The 15,869-nt window shown below is 71.1% G+C and carries 10 protein-coding genes; 3 read left to right on the top strand and 7 right to left on the bottom strand.

Annotated elements, in window-relative coordinates; translation table 11 throughout:
• Positions 1-151: 151 nt before the first annotated feature.
• The 5 genes from QHF85_RS33430 to QHF85_RS33410 form a co-directional block, all read right to left on the bottom strand.
• Complete coding sequence (locus QHF85_RS33430; protein WP_348652780.1) at positions 152-1,951, bottom strand: acyl-CoA dehydrogenase; 1,800 nt, start codon at positions 1,949-1,951, stop codon at positions 152-154.
• 35 nt (positions 1,952-1,986) lie between these two features.
• Positions 1,987-3,090, bottom strand: a complete 1,104-nt coding sequence (locus QHF85_RS33425) for a terpene synthase family protein (RefSeq protein WP_281331451.1) — start codon at positions 3,088-3,090, stop codon at positions 1,987-1,989.
• 18 nt (positions 3,091-3,108) lie between these two features.
• Entirely contained in the window at positions 3,109-3,549 is a 441-nt protein-coding gene (locus QHF85_RS33420) for an STAS/SEC14 domain-containing protein (RefSeq protein ID WP_281331450.1), read from the bottom strand.
• Between the two features lie 347 nt (positions 3,550-3,896).
• Positions 3,897-4,349: a hypothetical protein gene (locus tag QHF85_RS33415; protein ID WP_281331449.1), complete on the bottom strand. Its 453-nt coding sequence runs from the start codon at positions 4,347-4,349 to the stop codon at positions 3,897-3,899.
• Positions 4,350-4,446: 97 nt separating this feature from the next.
• Positions 4,447-8,313, bottom strand: coding sequence for a serine/threonine-protein kinase (locus QHF85_RS33410; protein ID WP_281331448.1), 3,867 nt, complete (start codon positions 8,311-8,313; stop codon positions 4,447-4,449).
• 111 nt (positions 8,314-8,424) lie between these two features.
• On the opposite strand from QHF85_RS33410, the gene QHF85_RS33405 reads away from it, so the two are divergent.
• Both QHF85_RS33405 and QHF85_RS33400 read left to right on the top strand, forming a co-directional pair.
• Entirely contained in the window at positions 8,425-12,639 is a 4,215-nt protein-coding gene (locus QHF85_RS33405) for a DUF2339 domain-containing protein (protein WP_281331447.1), read from the top strand.
• Positions 12,640-12,683: 44 nt separating this feature from the next.
• Complete coding sequence (locus QHF85_RS33400; RefSeq protein WP_281331446.1) at positions 12,684-13,382, top strand: hypothetical protein; 699 nt, start codon at positions 12,684-12,686, stop codon at positions 13,380-13,382.
• Here the strand turns inward: QHF85_RS33400 and QHF85_RS33395 are convergent.
• On the bottom strand, positions 13,373-13,594 hold the full coding sequence (locus QHF85_RS33395) for a hypothetical protein (protein ID WP_281331445.1): 222 nt from the start codon (positions 13,592-13,594) through the stop codon (positions 13,373-13,375). The two genes, QHF85_RS33400 and QHF85_RS33395, sit on opposite strands and share 10 nt — an antisense overlap.
• A 161-nt stretch (positions 13,595-13,755) precedes the next feature.
• On the opposite strand from QHF85_RS33395, the gene QHF85_RS33390 reads away from it, so the two are divergent.
• Positions 13,756-14,439, top strand: a complete 684-nt coding sequence (locus tag QHF85_RS33390) for a hypothetical protein (protein ID WP_281331444.1) — start codon at positions 13,756-13,758, stop codon at positions 14,437-14,439.
• Between the two features lie 3 nt (positions 14,440-14,442).
• On the opposite strand, the gene QHF85_RS33385 is transcribed toward QHF85_RS33390, so the two are convergent.
• Positions 14,443-15,804, bottom strand: coding sequence for a hypothetical protein (locus QHF85_RS33385; protein ID WP_281331443.1), 1,362 nt, complete (start codon positions 15,802-15,804; stop codon positions 14,443-14,445).
• Positions 15,805-15,869 lie beyond the last annotated feature (65 nt).

The raw sequence follows: 15,869 nt of genomic DNA, 5'->3' as shown, positions 1-15,869 counted from the left end.
GGCACCGTCGGCCTTCGCGCCGCACTCCGCGGCACTGCCGCGGACACTACCACGGACTGCGCGATCCGAACAAGATCGCAGGATTACCGCGCGCCGGGGACGGCCGCGGCGGGCGCGGGGTCTCGCGCCGTCCGCCACGCATTCGTTCGTGTTAGAACCACTCCGGTCGTACTCGTTCGTAAGAATCTTCGCCGGAGCGGCAGAGCTGGGCGAGGTAGCCGACGCGCGGCAGCTCCGTGCGGATCCAGTACTGGGCCGCCGAGGCGATGCCCTCGTAGAAATCGTGATCCTGCGGGCGATCCTTCTGGTTTTTCTGCGCGGTGGCCGCGAGGCGGAGCCAGGTCCAGCCGATCACCATGGTGGAGGCGAGGTCGAGGTAATCGGCGCTGTGCAGGAGCATGCCTCGGACGTCCCCCTGCGCGCCAAGGGCGCCGAGGTGGAGCGTGATCTCGCGCATGGCCATCGCCGCGCCCTCGACGCGCTGGACGAGATCCGCGCTGACCCCCGCGTCGCGCGCGCCGTCGCAGCTGGCCGCGATCTCTTCGAGCAGCGCGCGGAACGCCGCGCCGCCCGCGGCCGGGACCTTGCGGCCGAGCAGGTCGAGCGACTGGATGCCCGTCGTGCCCTCGTGGATGCTGTTGAGCTTCTGATCCCGCAACCACGCCTCGGGGAGGTACTCGCTCGTGTAGCCGTAGCCGCCGAGGACCTGCACGGCGAGCGCGTTCGACTCGAAGCCCCGCTCGGCCGGGAAGCTCTTGGCGATGGGCGTGAGCAGGTCGAGCAGCATGCCGGCGCGCGCGCGGGACGCCTCTTCCCGGCCGTGCTCGGCGAGGTCCGAGAGGCGCGCCGCAAGGCCGAGGAGGGCGATGCTGCCCCACGCGATGGCCTTCTGGCGCAGGAGCATGCGCCGGACGTCGGCGTGCTCGACGATGGGGATCTGCGGCGCGCGCGGGTCCTTGTCGCCGTGCCGGCGGCCCTGGGGCCGCGTCTTGGCGTATTCGAGCGACTCGTGGAACGCGACCGAGGCCGTGGCGGCGCCATTCATGCCGATCATGAGGCGGGCCTCGTTCATCATCTGGAACATGTACGAAATGCCCCGGTGCGGCTCGCCGACGAGATACCCGTGGCAATCGCCGGCTTCGCCGAAATTGAGCGCGAGGCTCGGCAGGCCGCGCCAGCCGATCTTGTGGATGACGCCCGCGACCTCGACGTCGTTCGGGACGAGACCGCCCGGCGCGGGGCGGAGCTTCGGGATGGCAAAGAGGCTCACGCCCTTGATGCCGGGCGGCGCGCCGTCGATGCGGGCGAGCGTCAAGTGGACGATGTTCTCCGTGAGGTCGTGATCGCCGCCCGAGATGAAGATCTTCGAGCCCTTGACGAGGTAATGGCCGCCCTCCGTGGGCGTGGCGCGGGTCTCGACGTCGCTCAGGCTGCTGCCGGCCTGCGGCTCGGTGAGGGCCATGGTGCCGGTCCACTCGCCACGATAGAGCGGGCCCATGAAGCGCTCTTTGAGGTCGTCCGAGCCGAAGGATTCGAGCAGGCGCGCGGCGCCCGTGGTGAGGCCGAGATAGCCGTACGCCGAGAGGTTCGCCGCCATGAGATAACTCGCGGCGAGGGAGGCGACGGTGAGCGGGAGACTCTGGCCGTACGCCTCGGGCGGGCGCGTGGCCGAGAGGACGCCGAGCTCGACGAGCCGCGGATAGATGTCGTGCATCGCGCGGTGGACCCGCACGCGGCCCTTTTCGAGGCGCGGCGGGGCCTCGTCCATCGGCTTGTAGGCTGGAAAGAGAAGCTCCCGCGCGAGCCTGCGCGCGGTGCCGAGGTAGATCCCCACGGTCTCGCGCGTGTGCTCGGCGAAATGGGGCAGGGCGAGCAGGCCTTCGAGGTCGAGCACCTCGAAGAGGAGGAAGTCGACGAATCGATCGCTGACCAGGGGATTCGTGGAGGGCATCGCGCGGCGCACGTGATGCCATCCGCGAAGGCGCGTCAAGGGTGCGGAGCGTACACGGACGCGGTGGGCGTCGCGGCGCGCGGGGCGAGCGACGTGGGCACGATGAAGGAGGGGTCGATCGGCGTGCCATTCACGAGCATCTTGAACGCGGCGTAACGCGGGGCGCGCGACTCCCAGAGCGTGAAGCCGAGGGAGGCGTGCCGGAGGTCCTGCACCCAGGCCGCGATGTGCTCGTCCCACGCCGCGCCGAAGCGCGGGAGCGCGCGGGCGAGGCGGTCGAACTCGGCGATGGCTTCGTCGTGCTCGCGGATGATGCGGCGCACGGCCTCCAGCATGGAGAGCCCGCGCTCGTCGCGCAGCGCGAGGATGACGTTGACGTAGCCCGAAGCCCAGTCCTTGCCGAGGCTCCAGATGTCGTTGCCGAGGCCGACGATCTTGCCGGAGAGGGTCTTCAAGGCGAGCGCGGTCTCGTGGGCGTGGAAGTCCGGCGGGAGCTCGATGCCGCGCGCGTATTCGAGGAGGTAGCCCGTCGCCGCCATTCCAATGGTGTCGATGCGCGAGCTGAGGGCCTCTTCGTACGAGACGCGGGCGAGCCCCGCCCGCCGCTGCTTCGAGGTGCGCGCTTCCTTGAGCGCCGCCGTGCTCCAGGTATCCATGGCCTCGCAGAGGGTGTCCATCCAGGCGGGGCTCATGGTCTGGGCGAGCTCGCGGAGCAGGGCCGACCAGGTGGCGCCGAAGAGGGTGGTGACGCCAGAGGCGCTCGGCTCGAGGAGGGCCGGGCCGCAGAAGGGGAACGTGCGCTCGCGGCCCTCGACGTCGACGTCGTCCCAGAGGAGCCAGAGCGAGAGGTATTTGGCGAGCAGCAAGAGCTCGCGCGGCTCCGTGAGCGGGAACGGCATGCCCGCGTAATCGGCCGGCGCGAACGTGCGCACGATCCAGATCGAACGCTCGCCGAAGCCGAGCTCGCGGAACCACGCGAGCGTCTCTTCCTCGATCCGCGCCGCGTGCACGTTCACGAGCGGATCCGGCCACCAGTGGCGCGGGATCCCGAGCGCGAGGTCGGGCGCGCGAGGCGCCGTGATTTCCCTGGCAGGACAAACCGTGATGGTCTCGTCGGGCCGTTCCGTGGCAGAAAGCATGATCGCCCCCCAAAGCGCTCAAGCGCTGCGCTGCAACTTGTCTTTTCGCTTGACCTCGGCGAGCCAGGCGCGCGCGTCCGCTTCACGCTCGAAGAACCGGATCTGCCCGCGCAGACCCACGTGGAGCAATCGAATAGCCTTCGTGATCATCGACACGACCACGCGGAGGTGGAAATCGGCGCCGAACACGGCGGTGGCGCGCGGGTTCAGGGCCAGCATGCCGAAGACGCCGTGGCGCCGGACGAGCTCCGATACCTGTCCCGTACGAGACAGATCCACGAGCAAGTCGACAGGCTGGCGATGCCGCACGGTCTCTTCGAGCGCCGCGTTCATCCGCACGACGACGTCGGCATCGAGGTCGCCGACATACGTCACGAAGCAGGTGTCCGGCGGCTCGAAGCACATCCGGCTCGAACCAATTTCGTATCGAATCCCTTGTTCCTGCGTGACTTGAAGCACGTGAGAGCCTTTCGACAACCAGGCCAAGCGTCTAGGTCGCCATCCCCCGTGGGTGCACGCGTCATGCCGGCAAGCGTGGTCGATCGGGACACCGAGGAATCAAGCGACGGACGGGAAATTCGCGTCTGTTCGATTGACGCCGTGCATGCATTGCATGCGCGCAAGATTCCGCCGCGCAGCGTGGGTACGGCATGCACACCCCATCCAGCCGCGACGTCCGGCGAAGATGCGCCATTTCGGGCATTTGGGGTTCGTCGTCGTGAACCACGTCCCGGATGCATGCCGCATTTCGTCGTTCGGTGACGGGCGTGAGGACGAATTCGTCAATCGTGGGCAGCGAGCGACGTCTAGAACGTCCACGTGAGCGCGCCGCCGCGCGGAGAGACGAACACCGTGGGGCGCGCCCACGACGGTTGATCCGGGACGTTCCGCCCGCCGGCCACGGCGATGGGGATGCCGATCAACATGCCGAGGCCGCCGCCGAGGATCAAGCCGAGCGAGGCCGAGCGCTTCTCGGCCGCGGGGCAGTCGGTGCACTCGGTCTCGGGGAGATCCGCCCGGATCACGAGGCCCGTGACGACGCCGAGCAGGCCCACGCCGGCGAGGATGGTGCCGACGTAGAATGCCGCCGGGCTCGCCATTTTCGTCGGGCCCTCGGACAACTCCCGCTGCTCGATGGTGTACGTCGTGGGCCCCGGGCGCGGGGGCGGCGGCGCAGGTGGCGGGGGCGGGAGGGACTCGGGCTCGTCGCTGGGCACCCAGCCCGGCGGTTCGTCGGCCCGCGCAGGCGGGGCGGTCAAGGAGACAAGGCCCAAAGCAAGGCAAAGAAGCGAGAGATTTCGTCGCATACGGCCAAGCGTACCGGCCGGGGGCGCGGAGGCCAATCGAGGGCCGTTTCTAGACGCCGCACCACGCCTTCCAGAGGTCGAGGAGCCGCGCGTGCAGCGAGACCGCTTCGAGGAAGGTCCGGGCGTAGGTCGGATCCCCGATGCGCGCCGCGCGGGCGAGGAGATCGGCGCGGGCGTCTTCGAGCACGGCGCGGGCCTCGTCGTGCATGCCGAGCGCCCAGAGCGCCTCGGCGCGCGTGAGGACGATGCGCGCGTGGGCGCTCGTGTGCCTCATGCCGATCTCGGCCGTCCGCGCGAGCGCGCTCTGGGTGAGCTCGACGGCGCTCGCGAGGCGGCCCTCGGCGAGTTCGAGCGCGGCGTGGCCCGCGAGCGCCCAGATCCGCCCGAGCGGGAGGATCTCGATCAGGGGCGCGACGGCCGTGAGGAGGCGTCGAACCGCGTCGAGGTCACCACGACGCAGGTGCGCTTCGAGGACGAAGTACTGCGCGCTCACGCCGATCACGCCCTCGCTGTGCGCGGAGGCCGCGTCCGCGACGGTCGTGCCGAGCGTGATGGCCTCCTCGAAGAAGCCTCGTTCGACGAGGAGCCCGGCGCGGAAGCAGCTCGCGAGGAGCGCGGCGACGCTGTCGGCCGACGCGGCCGTGAGGGCGAGATCGAACTCGCGCTCGGCGTCGTCGTACGCGCCGAGCAGCACGAGGTCGAGGCCCACGTGGGCCCGGAGCAGCGGCAGGAAGCGTTTGTCGCCCGAGACCATGAAGTTCGCGATGGCCTCGCGCTCGATGCCGAGCGCCGTGTACGGCTCCTGCTCGGCGTTCCTGTACCAGTAGCCGCGGGCGTAGCCGAAGCGGCCGGCGACGGACGGATCGTGGGCGAGGTAGGGGCCGACGACCTGCTCCATGCGCCGCAAGAAGCGCTCGGCCATGGCGCGCTCGCCCATGACGAGCTGCGAGATGACGGCGGAGCTGTAGGCGAACGAGAGCGCAGGGACGGCGTCCTCGGCGGGCTCGGTGCGGTAGAGCTCGCGCATGGCCGCGTCGAGGGCGTCCTTCTTGCGCAGGAGCAAGGCGCTGCCGAGGGCGGCGCCGAGCGCGCGGCCGTGCTCCTTGCTGCCGGGGCGCGCGCTCTCGAGCGCCTCCAGGGCCGCCTCGTAGGCCGTCGTGGAGGAGCTCGTCCAGTTCCACGCGTCGGCCCGGATCGCGCGGAGAACCGCCACGACGTCGGCGCGTGGGCTCGCCACGAGGCCACGCTCCGTGAAGCTCACGGCGGCCGAGAAATCACCGGCCGAGAGCGCGAGCTCGGCCGCGGCCGCGAAGTACTCGGCCGAGCGCTCCGTGTCGCCCGAGCTCTCGAAGTGATCGGCGAGGATCGTGGGGTCCGTCTCGCCCGACGCGAGCAGCCACTCGGCCGCGAGCGCATGTCCGCGCCGGCGATCGCGCTCGGGCAGCATCGCGTACGAGCCCTCGCGCACGAGCGCGTGGCGGAAGGCATACTCCTCCTCGCCGAGGAAGCGGCTCTCGCGGCGGCGCACGATGAGCTCGCGCTCGCAGAGGCGATCGAGCAGGCCGACGCGGCCGTTCGGCAAGGACGCGTCGCCGATGAGCGCGGCGACGCCGCCCCACCAGAACGACTGGCCGAAGACGCTCGCCGCGCGCAGGACGCGCCGCGCCTCGGGTTCGAGCGACAGGAGGCGCGCCTCGACCATGCCGAGCACGGTCTCGGGCAGATCGCTGCCGCGGCCCTCGGCCACGGCGCGGATGAGCTCTTCGAGGTAGAAGGCGTTGCCCGCGGCGCGATCGACGAGGCGCTGGATCTCCTCCTCGGTGATGATCTCGCCCAGGAAATGCCGGACGAGCCGCTCGGCCGCGCGGCGCCCGAGCTCGCCGAGGCGCACCTCGAGCAACTCTCGATCGGCCCAGATCTTCGGGAAGAGATCGTGCAGCTCCGGCCGGGCGAGCGCGAGCACGGCGAAGCGGCGCTCGCCTTGCATCGCGAGGGCCGCGTCGACGAGCTTGATCGAGGCGCGGTCACCCCAGTGCAGATCCTCGAGCACGACGACGAGCGGGCGCACGACCGAGAGCGCCTCGACGAAGTCGAGCCACGCCTCGCGGATGCGATCGGCCATGAGCGCGGCGTTCTGGCGCGCGGCGCGGAGGTCGGGGCGCTCGTCGCCCGCGGGCGCGCCGACCATCTCGCCAAGGAACGCCGTGACGCGGGCGAGGTCGTCTCCTTCGATGTACGTCGCGACCAGCGCTTCGAGCTTGTGCCTGCGCGAGGCGACGGGCTCGCCGATGCCGATCTGGGCCATCGTGCGGATGGCGGAGCCGAGGATGGAGAAGGCCGAGCCCGCGCCGATCGGATCGCCGCGGCCGATGGCGATCGCAGGCTCGACGGCGCCGCGGCGGAGCTGCTCGACGAGCTCGTGCCGCAGGCGTGACTTGCCCATGCCGGGGAGGCCGAGCACGACGGCGACGCGCGGCTTGCCCTCGTCGAGGCCCTCTTCGAGGAAGTCGCGCACGCTGCGCAGCTCGCGCTCGCGGCCGAGGTAAGGGCTCGGCTTGCCGAGCAGCGTGCGCGTGCCCGAGCCGACCTCGCGCTCGCCGCGCAGGAAGATGCCGTCGGCACCCGCGCTCACGTCGAAGCGCACGTCGAGCAGGGCCTGCGTCGAGGCGTCGATCCGCACGGCGCCCGCCTCTTCGCCGAGGTCGAGCAGGGCGCAGGCGCGCTTCGAGATGGAGCCGAGCGCGAGGCTCTGCGACGTCTCCTCGCGCCCGGTGACGAGCACGATGCGGGCCTCGGGGGCGAGGGCGCGCAGGCGGAGCGCGGCGCGGGCCGCGCGAGCGGCCTGATCGGTGGGGTTGCCGCGACCGACGAGGCCGATGAGCAGCGCGCCGCCCTCGATCTCTTCCACGCGCGCGCCGAGCGGCGCGATCTCCTGCTCGATGGCCACGATCCGATCGCGCGACAAGAAGCGCGACGGCGCCTCCTTGCCGTCGGGGAGCGAGGGCGGGAGCGCGGCGACGATGCTGAGCAGCTGCCGTTCGCTGTCGGTGATGACCTCCGCGGAGGTCACGTGCACCTGGATGGCGTTGCCCTCGACGGGGCCGAGCGCGACGAGCGCGCGCAGGGCCGCGCCGGCGTCGGCGGGCCGGCTCGCGACGTCCTTCGAGAGCATGCTGGCCACGAGATCGTCGAGGGCCTCGGGCACGTCGGGTCGCAGGTCGCGCACGCGCGGCGCCTCGGCGAGCAGGAGGCTCGCGAGGATCGCGAACGCGTGCTCGCCGTCGAAGGCGGGCTGCCCGGTGAGGCACTCGAAGAGCACGGCGCCGAGCGAGAAGACGTCCGCGCGCGCGTCGACGCCTGCCTTGTCGGCGCGCGCTTGCTCGGGCGCCATGTACCCCGGCGTGCCCACGATCGTGCCCGTGAGGGTCAAGCGGCCTCGACCGCGATCCCGCGCGACGCCGAAATCGAGCACTTTGACGCGGTCGATCTCACCGCGCTCCAGGAAGAGGTTGCTCGGCTTGATGTCGCGGTGGACGATGCCGCGCGCGTGGGCCGTGGCGAGGGCGTCGGCGACGCGCAGGGCGAGCGTGATGCACTCTTCGAGGCGCAGGCCTTGTCGGCCGAGGCGCGCCGCGAGGCTCTCGCCTTCGAGCCACTCCATGGCGAGCCAGGGGGCGCCCGTGGGGGCGACGCCGTGGCCTTCGTACCGCACGATGTGCGGGTGGGCGAGCGTCTCGAGGACGCGGGCTTCCTGCGCGAGCCGCTCGGCGTTCGAGCTCTCCGACGCGCGGAGGAGCTTCACGGCGACGACGTTCCCGGTCTGGAGATCCTCGGCGCGATACACCTCACCCATGCCGCCCACGCCGGCCAGGCGCTCGACACGGAAGCGCTCACCGATGATGTCCCCAGGGCGCATGCGCGAACCGGGATTCTGACCCGGGAGCCTCCGGGAGCCAAGCAGCGGCGTGTTAAGCGCAGGTGAAGGTGACCGAGGACCCGCGCGCTCTTGGCGTGGTAGGGATTTTTCATGGAGGCGCTCCTCGTCCTGCTCGGCCTGGGCTTGGTGGGGTTGTTCCTGGCCACACCGATCGTCGCGGTGCTCCTGGCCATGCAGGCGAAGGCGCGCGTGAAGGACCTCGAAGCGCGCCTCGACGCGCGGGAGGCGCTCGTCGCGGAGCTTTCGCGGCGGCTCGCGCGGGTGGAGCGGGCAGAGCACGCTGCCGCGGCTCCTCCGTCAGCTCTGACGGATGCCTCGCGGGAAGCCGCAGCCCCCCCGTCAGCTCTGACGGATGCCTCGCGGGAAGCCGCAGCCCCCCCGTCAGCTCTGACGGATGCCTCGCGGGAAGCCGCAGCCCCTCCGTCAACTCTGACGGACGCCTCGCGGGAAGCCGCAGCCCCCCCGTCAGCTCTGACGGATGCCTCGCGGGAAGCCGCAGCCCCCCCGTCAGCTCTGGCGGACACGTTGCCGGCTTCCGAGGCCGCTCCCGCTCCCGCTCCCGCTCCCGCTTCCGCTCCCGTCACCGAGCCCGCCCCGTCCCTCGAAGAACAACTCGGCCTCACATGGCTCACGCGCATCGGCGCGGCAGCCTTCCTCCTCGGCGCCCTGTTTTTCTTCAAGTACGCGGTCGACAACGCCTGGATCGGACCCACGGGCCGCGTCGTCCTCGGCGCCGTCCTCGGCGCGGCGCTCCTCGCCTCCGCGGAGCTCCTGCGGCCGAAGACACGCCCGACCTTCGTGCATGCCCTCTCCGGCATCGGCCTCGCCACGCTCGTCGCTTCGCTCTGGGCGAGCGTCGCGCTCTACCAGCTCGCCCCGCCGGCCGTGGCCTTCGTCGCCGTGGCCCTCGTGCTCGCGCTCGGCGCCGCGCTCTCGCTCCGCCACCGCGCCGAGTCCCTGCTCGTCCTCGTCCTCGTCGCCGGTCTCGCGAACCCCGTCGTGCTCTCGACCGGACAGGACCGACCCGCCGCGCTCTTCGGCTACCTGCTCCTCCTCGGCTCCATGGCCCTCGGGGTCGCGCTTCGCGCCGGCTTCCGCCTCGTCCCCGCCCTCGTCGTGCCGGGATCGGCCGCGCTCTTCGTGGGCTGGTACGCAAAGTACTTCGACATCCACGGGCAGGCGCCCGCGTGGAGCGACGTGCCGCCCGAAGCGCGCATCGGGCCGTACCACGATCTTGCCGCGCGTCTCGCGCCGCTGCTCTTCGTCGGCCTCGCCTCGGCGCAGTGGTCCGCCGTTGCGCTCTACCTCGATCGGCGCACGCCTCGGAAGGTCGACGCGAAGCTCTTCGCGCTCGCCGCGCTCACGCTCTCGCACGCGGGGGCGGCGATGTTGCTCCACGATCACGTGTGGGTCCTCTCGGCCCTCGCGATCCTGCTGGGGATCGCGGCGATCGGTCTGCTCGGCGCGCTCGGGGGGACGGAGCTGCTCGCCGTGCCGATGGCCGCGGCGTTCGTGGTCTTCCTCGTCGTGAGCCACGATGTCCCCGAGGATCAACGGCTCTGGCTCGTCACGCTCTTCGGCGGGTGGACGGCCGTGTATGTCGCGGGCTTCGTGCGCACGGTCCTCCGCCGGGACCCGCTGCCGGCCGGCGCCGCGATCGCGGGCAGCGTCGCCGCCGCGCTGTTCGTCGTGCTCGCCGCGGTGCAGCTCTTGCCAGCGAGGCCGGCGATCTTCGTGGCGCTCACCTCGATCGCGAGCGCCTTCGCCGCCGCGCTCGCCGTCCGCGCACGCCACGGCGTGCTCCACCTCGTCGCCGTGGGCTTCGGGTCGCTCATGGTCGCGATCGCCGCGGGCTTCGTGCGGAATGCGGAGCCTGCGTTGCCCTTGTCGCCTTCGTTCTTCGGCGCGCTCGTGGTCTTCGGGGTCGTGCACCTCGCGGCCGTCGCGGTCGCCGCGCTCCGGACGCCTGCGCCCGTTCGCTGGAGCGCGGTGCTCGCAGGAGCGCTCGCCACGCTCGCGTTCGTCGCGGCCGCGCTCGCCTCCACGAGCGACGAGGTCCCGACGTTCCGCGCGCTGGTCACGGCGGCCGCGGGCGCCGCGGATCTCGCGGTCGCCGCGCTCGTCATGCGCCAGAGGCCCGAGGCGAGCGCGCGCCTGTCCGTGCTCGCGGGCCTCGCGCTCGGCCTCTTCGCGGCGGCGCTCGCGTTCGGCCTCGAAGGCGCCACGATCACGGTGCTCTGGGCCGCGCTCGGCTGCGTGGCGGCGGCGATCGCGGCGCGCTCGCGGGAGCGCGGGTGGCTCGTGGTCGCGTCGCTCCTGTTCGCGGCGACCTTCGTTCGCCTCGTCGCCATCGACGTGTGGGGCACGCAGGCGCTCGTGGAGCGGTTTCTCGCGACGCAGGGCAGGGAAGGGGTGCTCTCGGTGCCCTTGCTACGCAGCCCGCGCGCCGCGGGCCTCGCGGGCATGAGCGTCTCGCTGCTCGTCGCGGCGTACTTGCTCGCCGCGGGGGCGAAGCGCGCGGAGGCTGCGAAGGACGAGGCGCGCGCGTCGCTCGAGATCGCCGCGGGGATCGCCGCGATCGGGGGACACACGCTCTGGATCACGCTCGCCGTGCTGGAAGTCCGCTCTTTCGTGACCACGCTCCCCGCGCCTCCGCCCGTGCCGCTCGACGCGCCCGAATGGGAGGCGTTCTCCGCGCGCCTCACGGAGCTCCTCGCGTCGCAGGAGGGCAGGCTCGCCATGACGACCACGCTCGTGCTCTCGGTCGCGGCCGCGGCGCTGCTCGCGCTCGGCTTCGCAGCCCGGAGCGCGCTTCATCGGTACCTGGGGCTCGCCTTGTTTTTCCTCGCCGTCGCCAAGCTCGCGGTCTGGGACGTGTGGAGCGTCGAGCGCATCTACCAGATCCTCTTGCTCACCGGCGTCGGCGCGCTGCTCGTCGCCGGCGGCTTCCTCTATGCGCGCTTCAGCGATCGCCTGATCGCGCTCATGCGCACGGGCGGGACGGCGCTCGTGATCCTGCTCGTCGCGACGCGCGCGGAGGGGCAGGAGCTCGCGCCGCGCCTCCTCCCGGTCGGCAAGTACGCGTCGATGCGCGCCGTGACGGGCATCGACGCCGCCGGGGATCATCGGCTCGTGGTGGACGACGCGCTCTACCGGGCGAGCACGTCCGCGGAGCTCTTCGCCGACCTGCGGCTCGTCGACGCCGCCGGGCGCGAGGTGCCGCGGGTGGTATCGGAGATCCCGGCCCGTCTGCACGCGCCGTACGTGTCCGGCGAGATTCTGGATCCCGCATCGCTGGAGAGCGGCGCGGCGGTCGCGACGTTCCGACTGCCGGCATCCACGGTGCATTGTCGCGTCGTGCTCGACGTCGCCGGCGAGACGTTCCTCCGGCGCGTGCGCGTCGAGACGGGCGACACGCGCGAGGCGCTCGGCCTGGTCGCGGAAGGGCCGTACGTGTATCGGATCCCGCACGAGCACGGCACGGTCCAGCACGTCCTCGTGCCGTACCCGAGATCCGAAGCGCGGCTCGTGCGCGTGACGCTGCTGCCATCGGACGCGGCCGAGGCCGGCGGGCGGCTCTCGATCCGGGGCGGCTTGTTCCGCTGCCCGTCCGCGAACGACGAGACGAACACGGTCTCCGAGGTGCCGCTCGCCGTCGAGGAGATCCGCCGCGACGAGGCGGAGCGATCCACGATCGTCACGCTCGACGCGGGCGCGGAGGGCGTGCCGATCCAGGCGATCACGCTCGACGTCGGGACGGCCGAGCTCCGCAGGCGCGTCGACGTCACGGCGACGAGCTTCCGCGAGGTTTGGCCGACCGTGGGCGGCGGCGTGCTTTATCGGAGCACGCCGCGGCCGGGCGTGGTGCTCGAGTCGATGCGGCTGCCAATCGACGAGACCCGCAAGCGGTATTTCCGGCTCGTGATCCACGACGAGGACTCGCCGCCGATCGGGATCCGCGGCGCGCGCGGCGAGGTGGCCGTCCGCGAGATCGTCTTTCGCGCGTCGGCGCCCGGCGAACACCGGCTCTACGTCGGGGATCGGACCGCGACCGCGCCCTATTACGATCTCGCGGCGATCCTCGACCGCGCCGATCGGGCTGCGGAGCCGCGTGAGGCGAAGATGGGGCCTGTCCTGCCAAACCCTCGTTTCGGCGAGTCGGATCGCGCGGCGCCGCTGCCGTTCACGGAGCGGCACCGGACGGCGCTCGGCGTGGCCCTCGCGGTCGTCCTGCTCGCGCTCTCGCTCTGGGCGATCCGGCTGCTGCGCGACGCGGGGGCCGCGGACGAGGGCAAACCAGGCTGATTCCGGCGCGCGGCGCGCCTTTGCCGTGGTACCTTCGCGCCGCCGTGCGTCGATTTTTCCTCATCTCCCAGGGGCGGGCCCTCTCGTACGCGTTTTCGTGCTTCGGGCTCGCGACCACGGCGTTTGCCGCGGTTCGGGGCGGGTTCTGGTCGTTCCTGGTATCGCCGCCCGGCCTGCCCCTCGCGGGCCTCGCGCTCGTCATGCTGGGCCTTTCGATCGAGGAGACCGGCACGGTGCGTCGGATCCGGCTCGGCGCGGGCATTCGCGTCTTTGCATTCTTGCTGGTCCTCGTGGCCTGTGCCTGGGCCATCGCAGAGGGCGCGCTCGGCTCGGAGCTCGTCGTCCTCGGGGGCATCCTCTTCGGCATCGGCGCGGCCGGCGCGACGACGGGATTCGTGCACGACAAGGGCGTCCTCGCGGACATCCGCTACGGACAGGCCATTCGCCTGGAAACCATCAGCGCCGATTTCGTCTCGCTGCGGGTCCGCGGTCGCGAGATCGGCATTCCCACGTCGATCCTGCGTGGCGTGGCGCTCGCGCGGGACCTCGATGGTCGTGGCGTGTTCGTGCTCGTGAAAAGCCGCGACGACATCGTGGGCGGCGACGAGCTCCCGTGGGTCGCGACGACGCGGGAAGGGGAGACGTTCATCCTGACCGAGCACGAGGCCGGCCTCGACGCCGAGGTCCTCGCGCTGCGCCTGACGGAGGCCGCAGCGGCGGCGCAGGAGGGGGGTTATCGCTGACGGCCGGAGCGAAGGCGGCGACCGCGCAGCACGCGCGTCAGATCGACCTGACTGCCGTTCAAGCCGGCCATCGGATCATTGTCGTCGCGGCCCGTGCGTCCGATGTGCCAGACCCTGTTTTCGCCGCGCAGCCGCTCTTTTTGCTCCTCCACGGAGAGCTCCGAGCCCCCACCGGGGTTTTCGCTGCGAACGGGGCGAATGGTCGTGCTCATCGGTGCCTTTGCTTTGGCTCGTGGTGCGCGGCCTCTGGAGCATCCGCTGGATCCCGGTCTGCGTCAAGAACGGCGACCCGTTCGTATCGACCCGGCCGAAAAAGCCCCGCGCTTGACAGCGGGGACGCCCTCGGCTCCTCTTCGCGCGGGAGGGCTTCTGCATGGCCGTACAGCTCACCGGGCCGGAGGATTTTGCGTTCGCGCGGCGCTCCGTGGGGCCGTCACGCCCGCCCGAGCTCCTCGCGAAGGTCTCGCGGGCGGGCACGCTCTTTTTCGTCGTCGATCGGTACGAGATCACCTTCCAGGACGGCGGGAGCGAGACGGTGTACCTCGAGCGCCTCGAGCGTCTGCTCGGGCTCGACGAGGATCCGGACCGCGGATTTTACGAGGCGGACAGCATCGACGCGGATCCCGACGAGCTCCTGGAGAGGCTCTTCGCGACCGAAACGAAGCGCCACGTGGGCCTGCTCCGTTCCCATTTCGAGGCGCGCTCGCCCGTCGAGATCGAGGTCCACGCGAACGTCGTCTACCGGCTCATGCAGGACGACTGGGAAGCCATGCTGGCGTTCTTGAACGAGCGTCTGCCCGAGGAGGGCGCGCTTCGCGTGGAGGAAATCCAAACCTTCGACGTCGAGGCGATGATCGCCTTCGATCCGGAGGAGGACGAGCCGGCCCGCGAGGACGGGACGGGGTTCGTCATGTATTTCCACGAGCAGGACGAGGAAGATGACGGATTGCCGCTGCTCGGGCTCTGCATCCTCGCGCACGCCGTGGTGCACGACATCGAATGGATGGACGTCGAGGAGGAGCCCCTTTACGACCGCGTACTTTGGCGTGCCGGCTGATCCTCAGGGGTTCGTCGCCGGCTTCGGAGCTTGCTCGTCCTCACCGGCGCGCGCCTCCTCCTCGGCCATTCGATTCTTCCGCTCGGCCTCCTCTGCCTTCCGCTGGGCCTCCGTCATGGGCTCGGCGTGCCCCATGAATCCCTCGATCTGCTCGATCTCCTCGATTCGTTCGCGCGCGCGCCGCGCAGCGTCGGCGTAGGTGGGATCGGCCCCGGCCTTCTGGAGGAAGACGCCGAAGAGCTCCTTGGCCTTGCGTGACGCGTGCTCGGGTTGCTGCCCGCCCGCGATCGCCGCGTACTCCTGCGTCAAGATCCCCTCATTGTAATAGGCCTCCGGCCGCTCGGGCGCGCTTTGCTTCGCCTTCGTGAGCTCGCGCTGCACCTCCGCGACCTTCTGCGTCATGTTCCTATCGTCAATCTGACCACGGAGCGCGTGCGCCAGCCCGATGCGCGCGTCGTAATCGTTCGGCTGGAGGGCGAGCGCGGCGCGGTACGCGACCTCCGCCGGCGCAAACCCTCGGAAGCGCAAGTTCACGGCGGCGAAATTCATGTGCGCCTCGAAGAACGCCGGATCGATCCTGCGCGCCTCGTCGAACGAGCGCGCGGCCGCCGTGAAATCCCCGAGCTCGACCTGGATCATGCCAGCCGTGTTGTGAATCGGTGCATATCGTGGATCCTTCCGGATCGCCTGCGAGCAAACGAGCGCCGCGAGCTCGAGCACCTGCGTGTCGAGCCTCTTCTTGTCGAGCGATCCGCGCGCCCGGGGCGCCTCGGCTTTTCGCTGCGCCGTCCCAAGGTGAATCAGCGCGAGGAGGTTGTACGCGGGCAAGGCGCGATCATCCACGGCGAGGGCACTCTGCGCATATTTCTTCGCGCGCTGCGAATCCGTGAGCCCGTCCGCGTCAGGCGTCTCGCGCCCGCGTTTCAGGTGCAGCACGCCAAGGTGCACGAGCGAGGTCGCGTCCTTGAACTGAGCGTCGACCACAGCAGCCCGCGTCAACTCGGCAATCGCCGCGTCGAAGTTCTTCCCGCCCGACGCCGCAAAATCTAGCAGCGCAAGCTCAGCCCGCGCCCGGTGGAACGTGGGCTCCGCCGCGAGCGCCTTCGTGAATTGCTCCCGCGCCTCGCGAGCGAGCTCGCATCGCTGATAGGCCACGCCCGCATTGTAATGGGCGCGCGCCCGGATCGAGGCACCTTCACGGCCGTCCGCGACAGCCATGAAGTGCGTAGCCGCGGCCCTGCAGCTCGCCTCGTCGTGCTTCTGCGTGGCATCCTGCCGGGCAAGCGCGAGCAGGCCGTCCCGAAACCGCAGGGTCGCCGCAGGGGAGGCCGGTTCGTTCGAAGCTTGCGAGGCGATGGGATTCATACCGGGAGTCGCAGGGGCCGTGGCAACGCCCGCACCGCACCCCGTGAGCGCGAGCGCCGCGAGCA

The sequence above is a fragment of the Polyangium sp. 6x1 genome, assembly GCF_029946515.1.
Taxonomy (GTDB): Bacteria; Myxococcota_A; Polyangia; order Polyangiales; family Polyangiaceae; genus Polyangium.
This window is presented reverse-complemented; position numbering and strand designations above follow the sequence as displayed.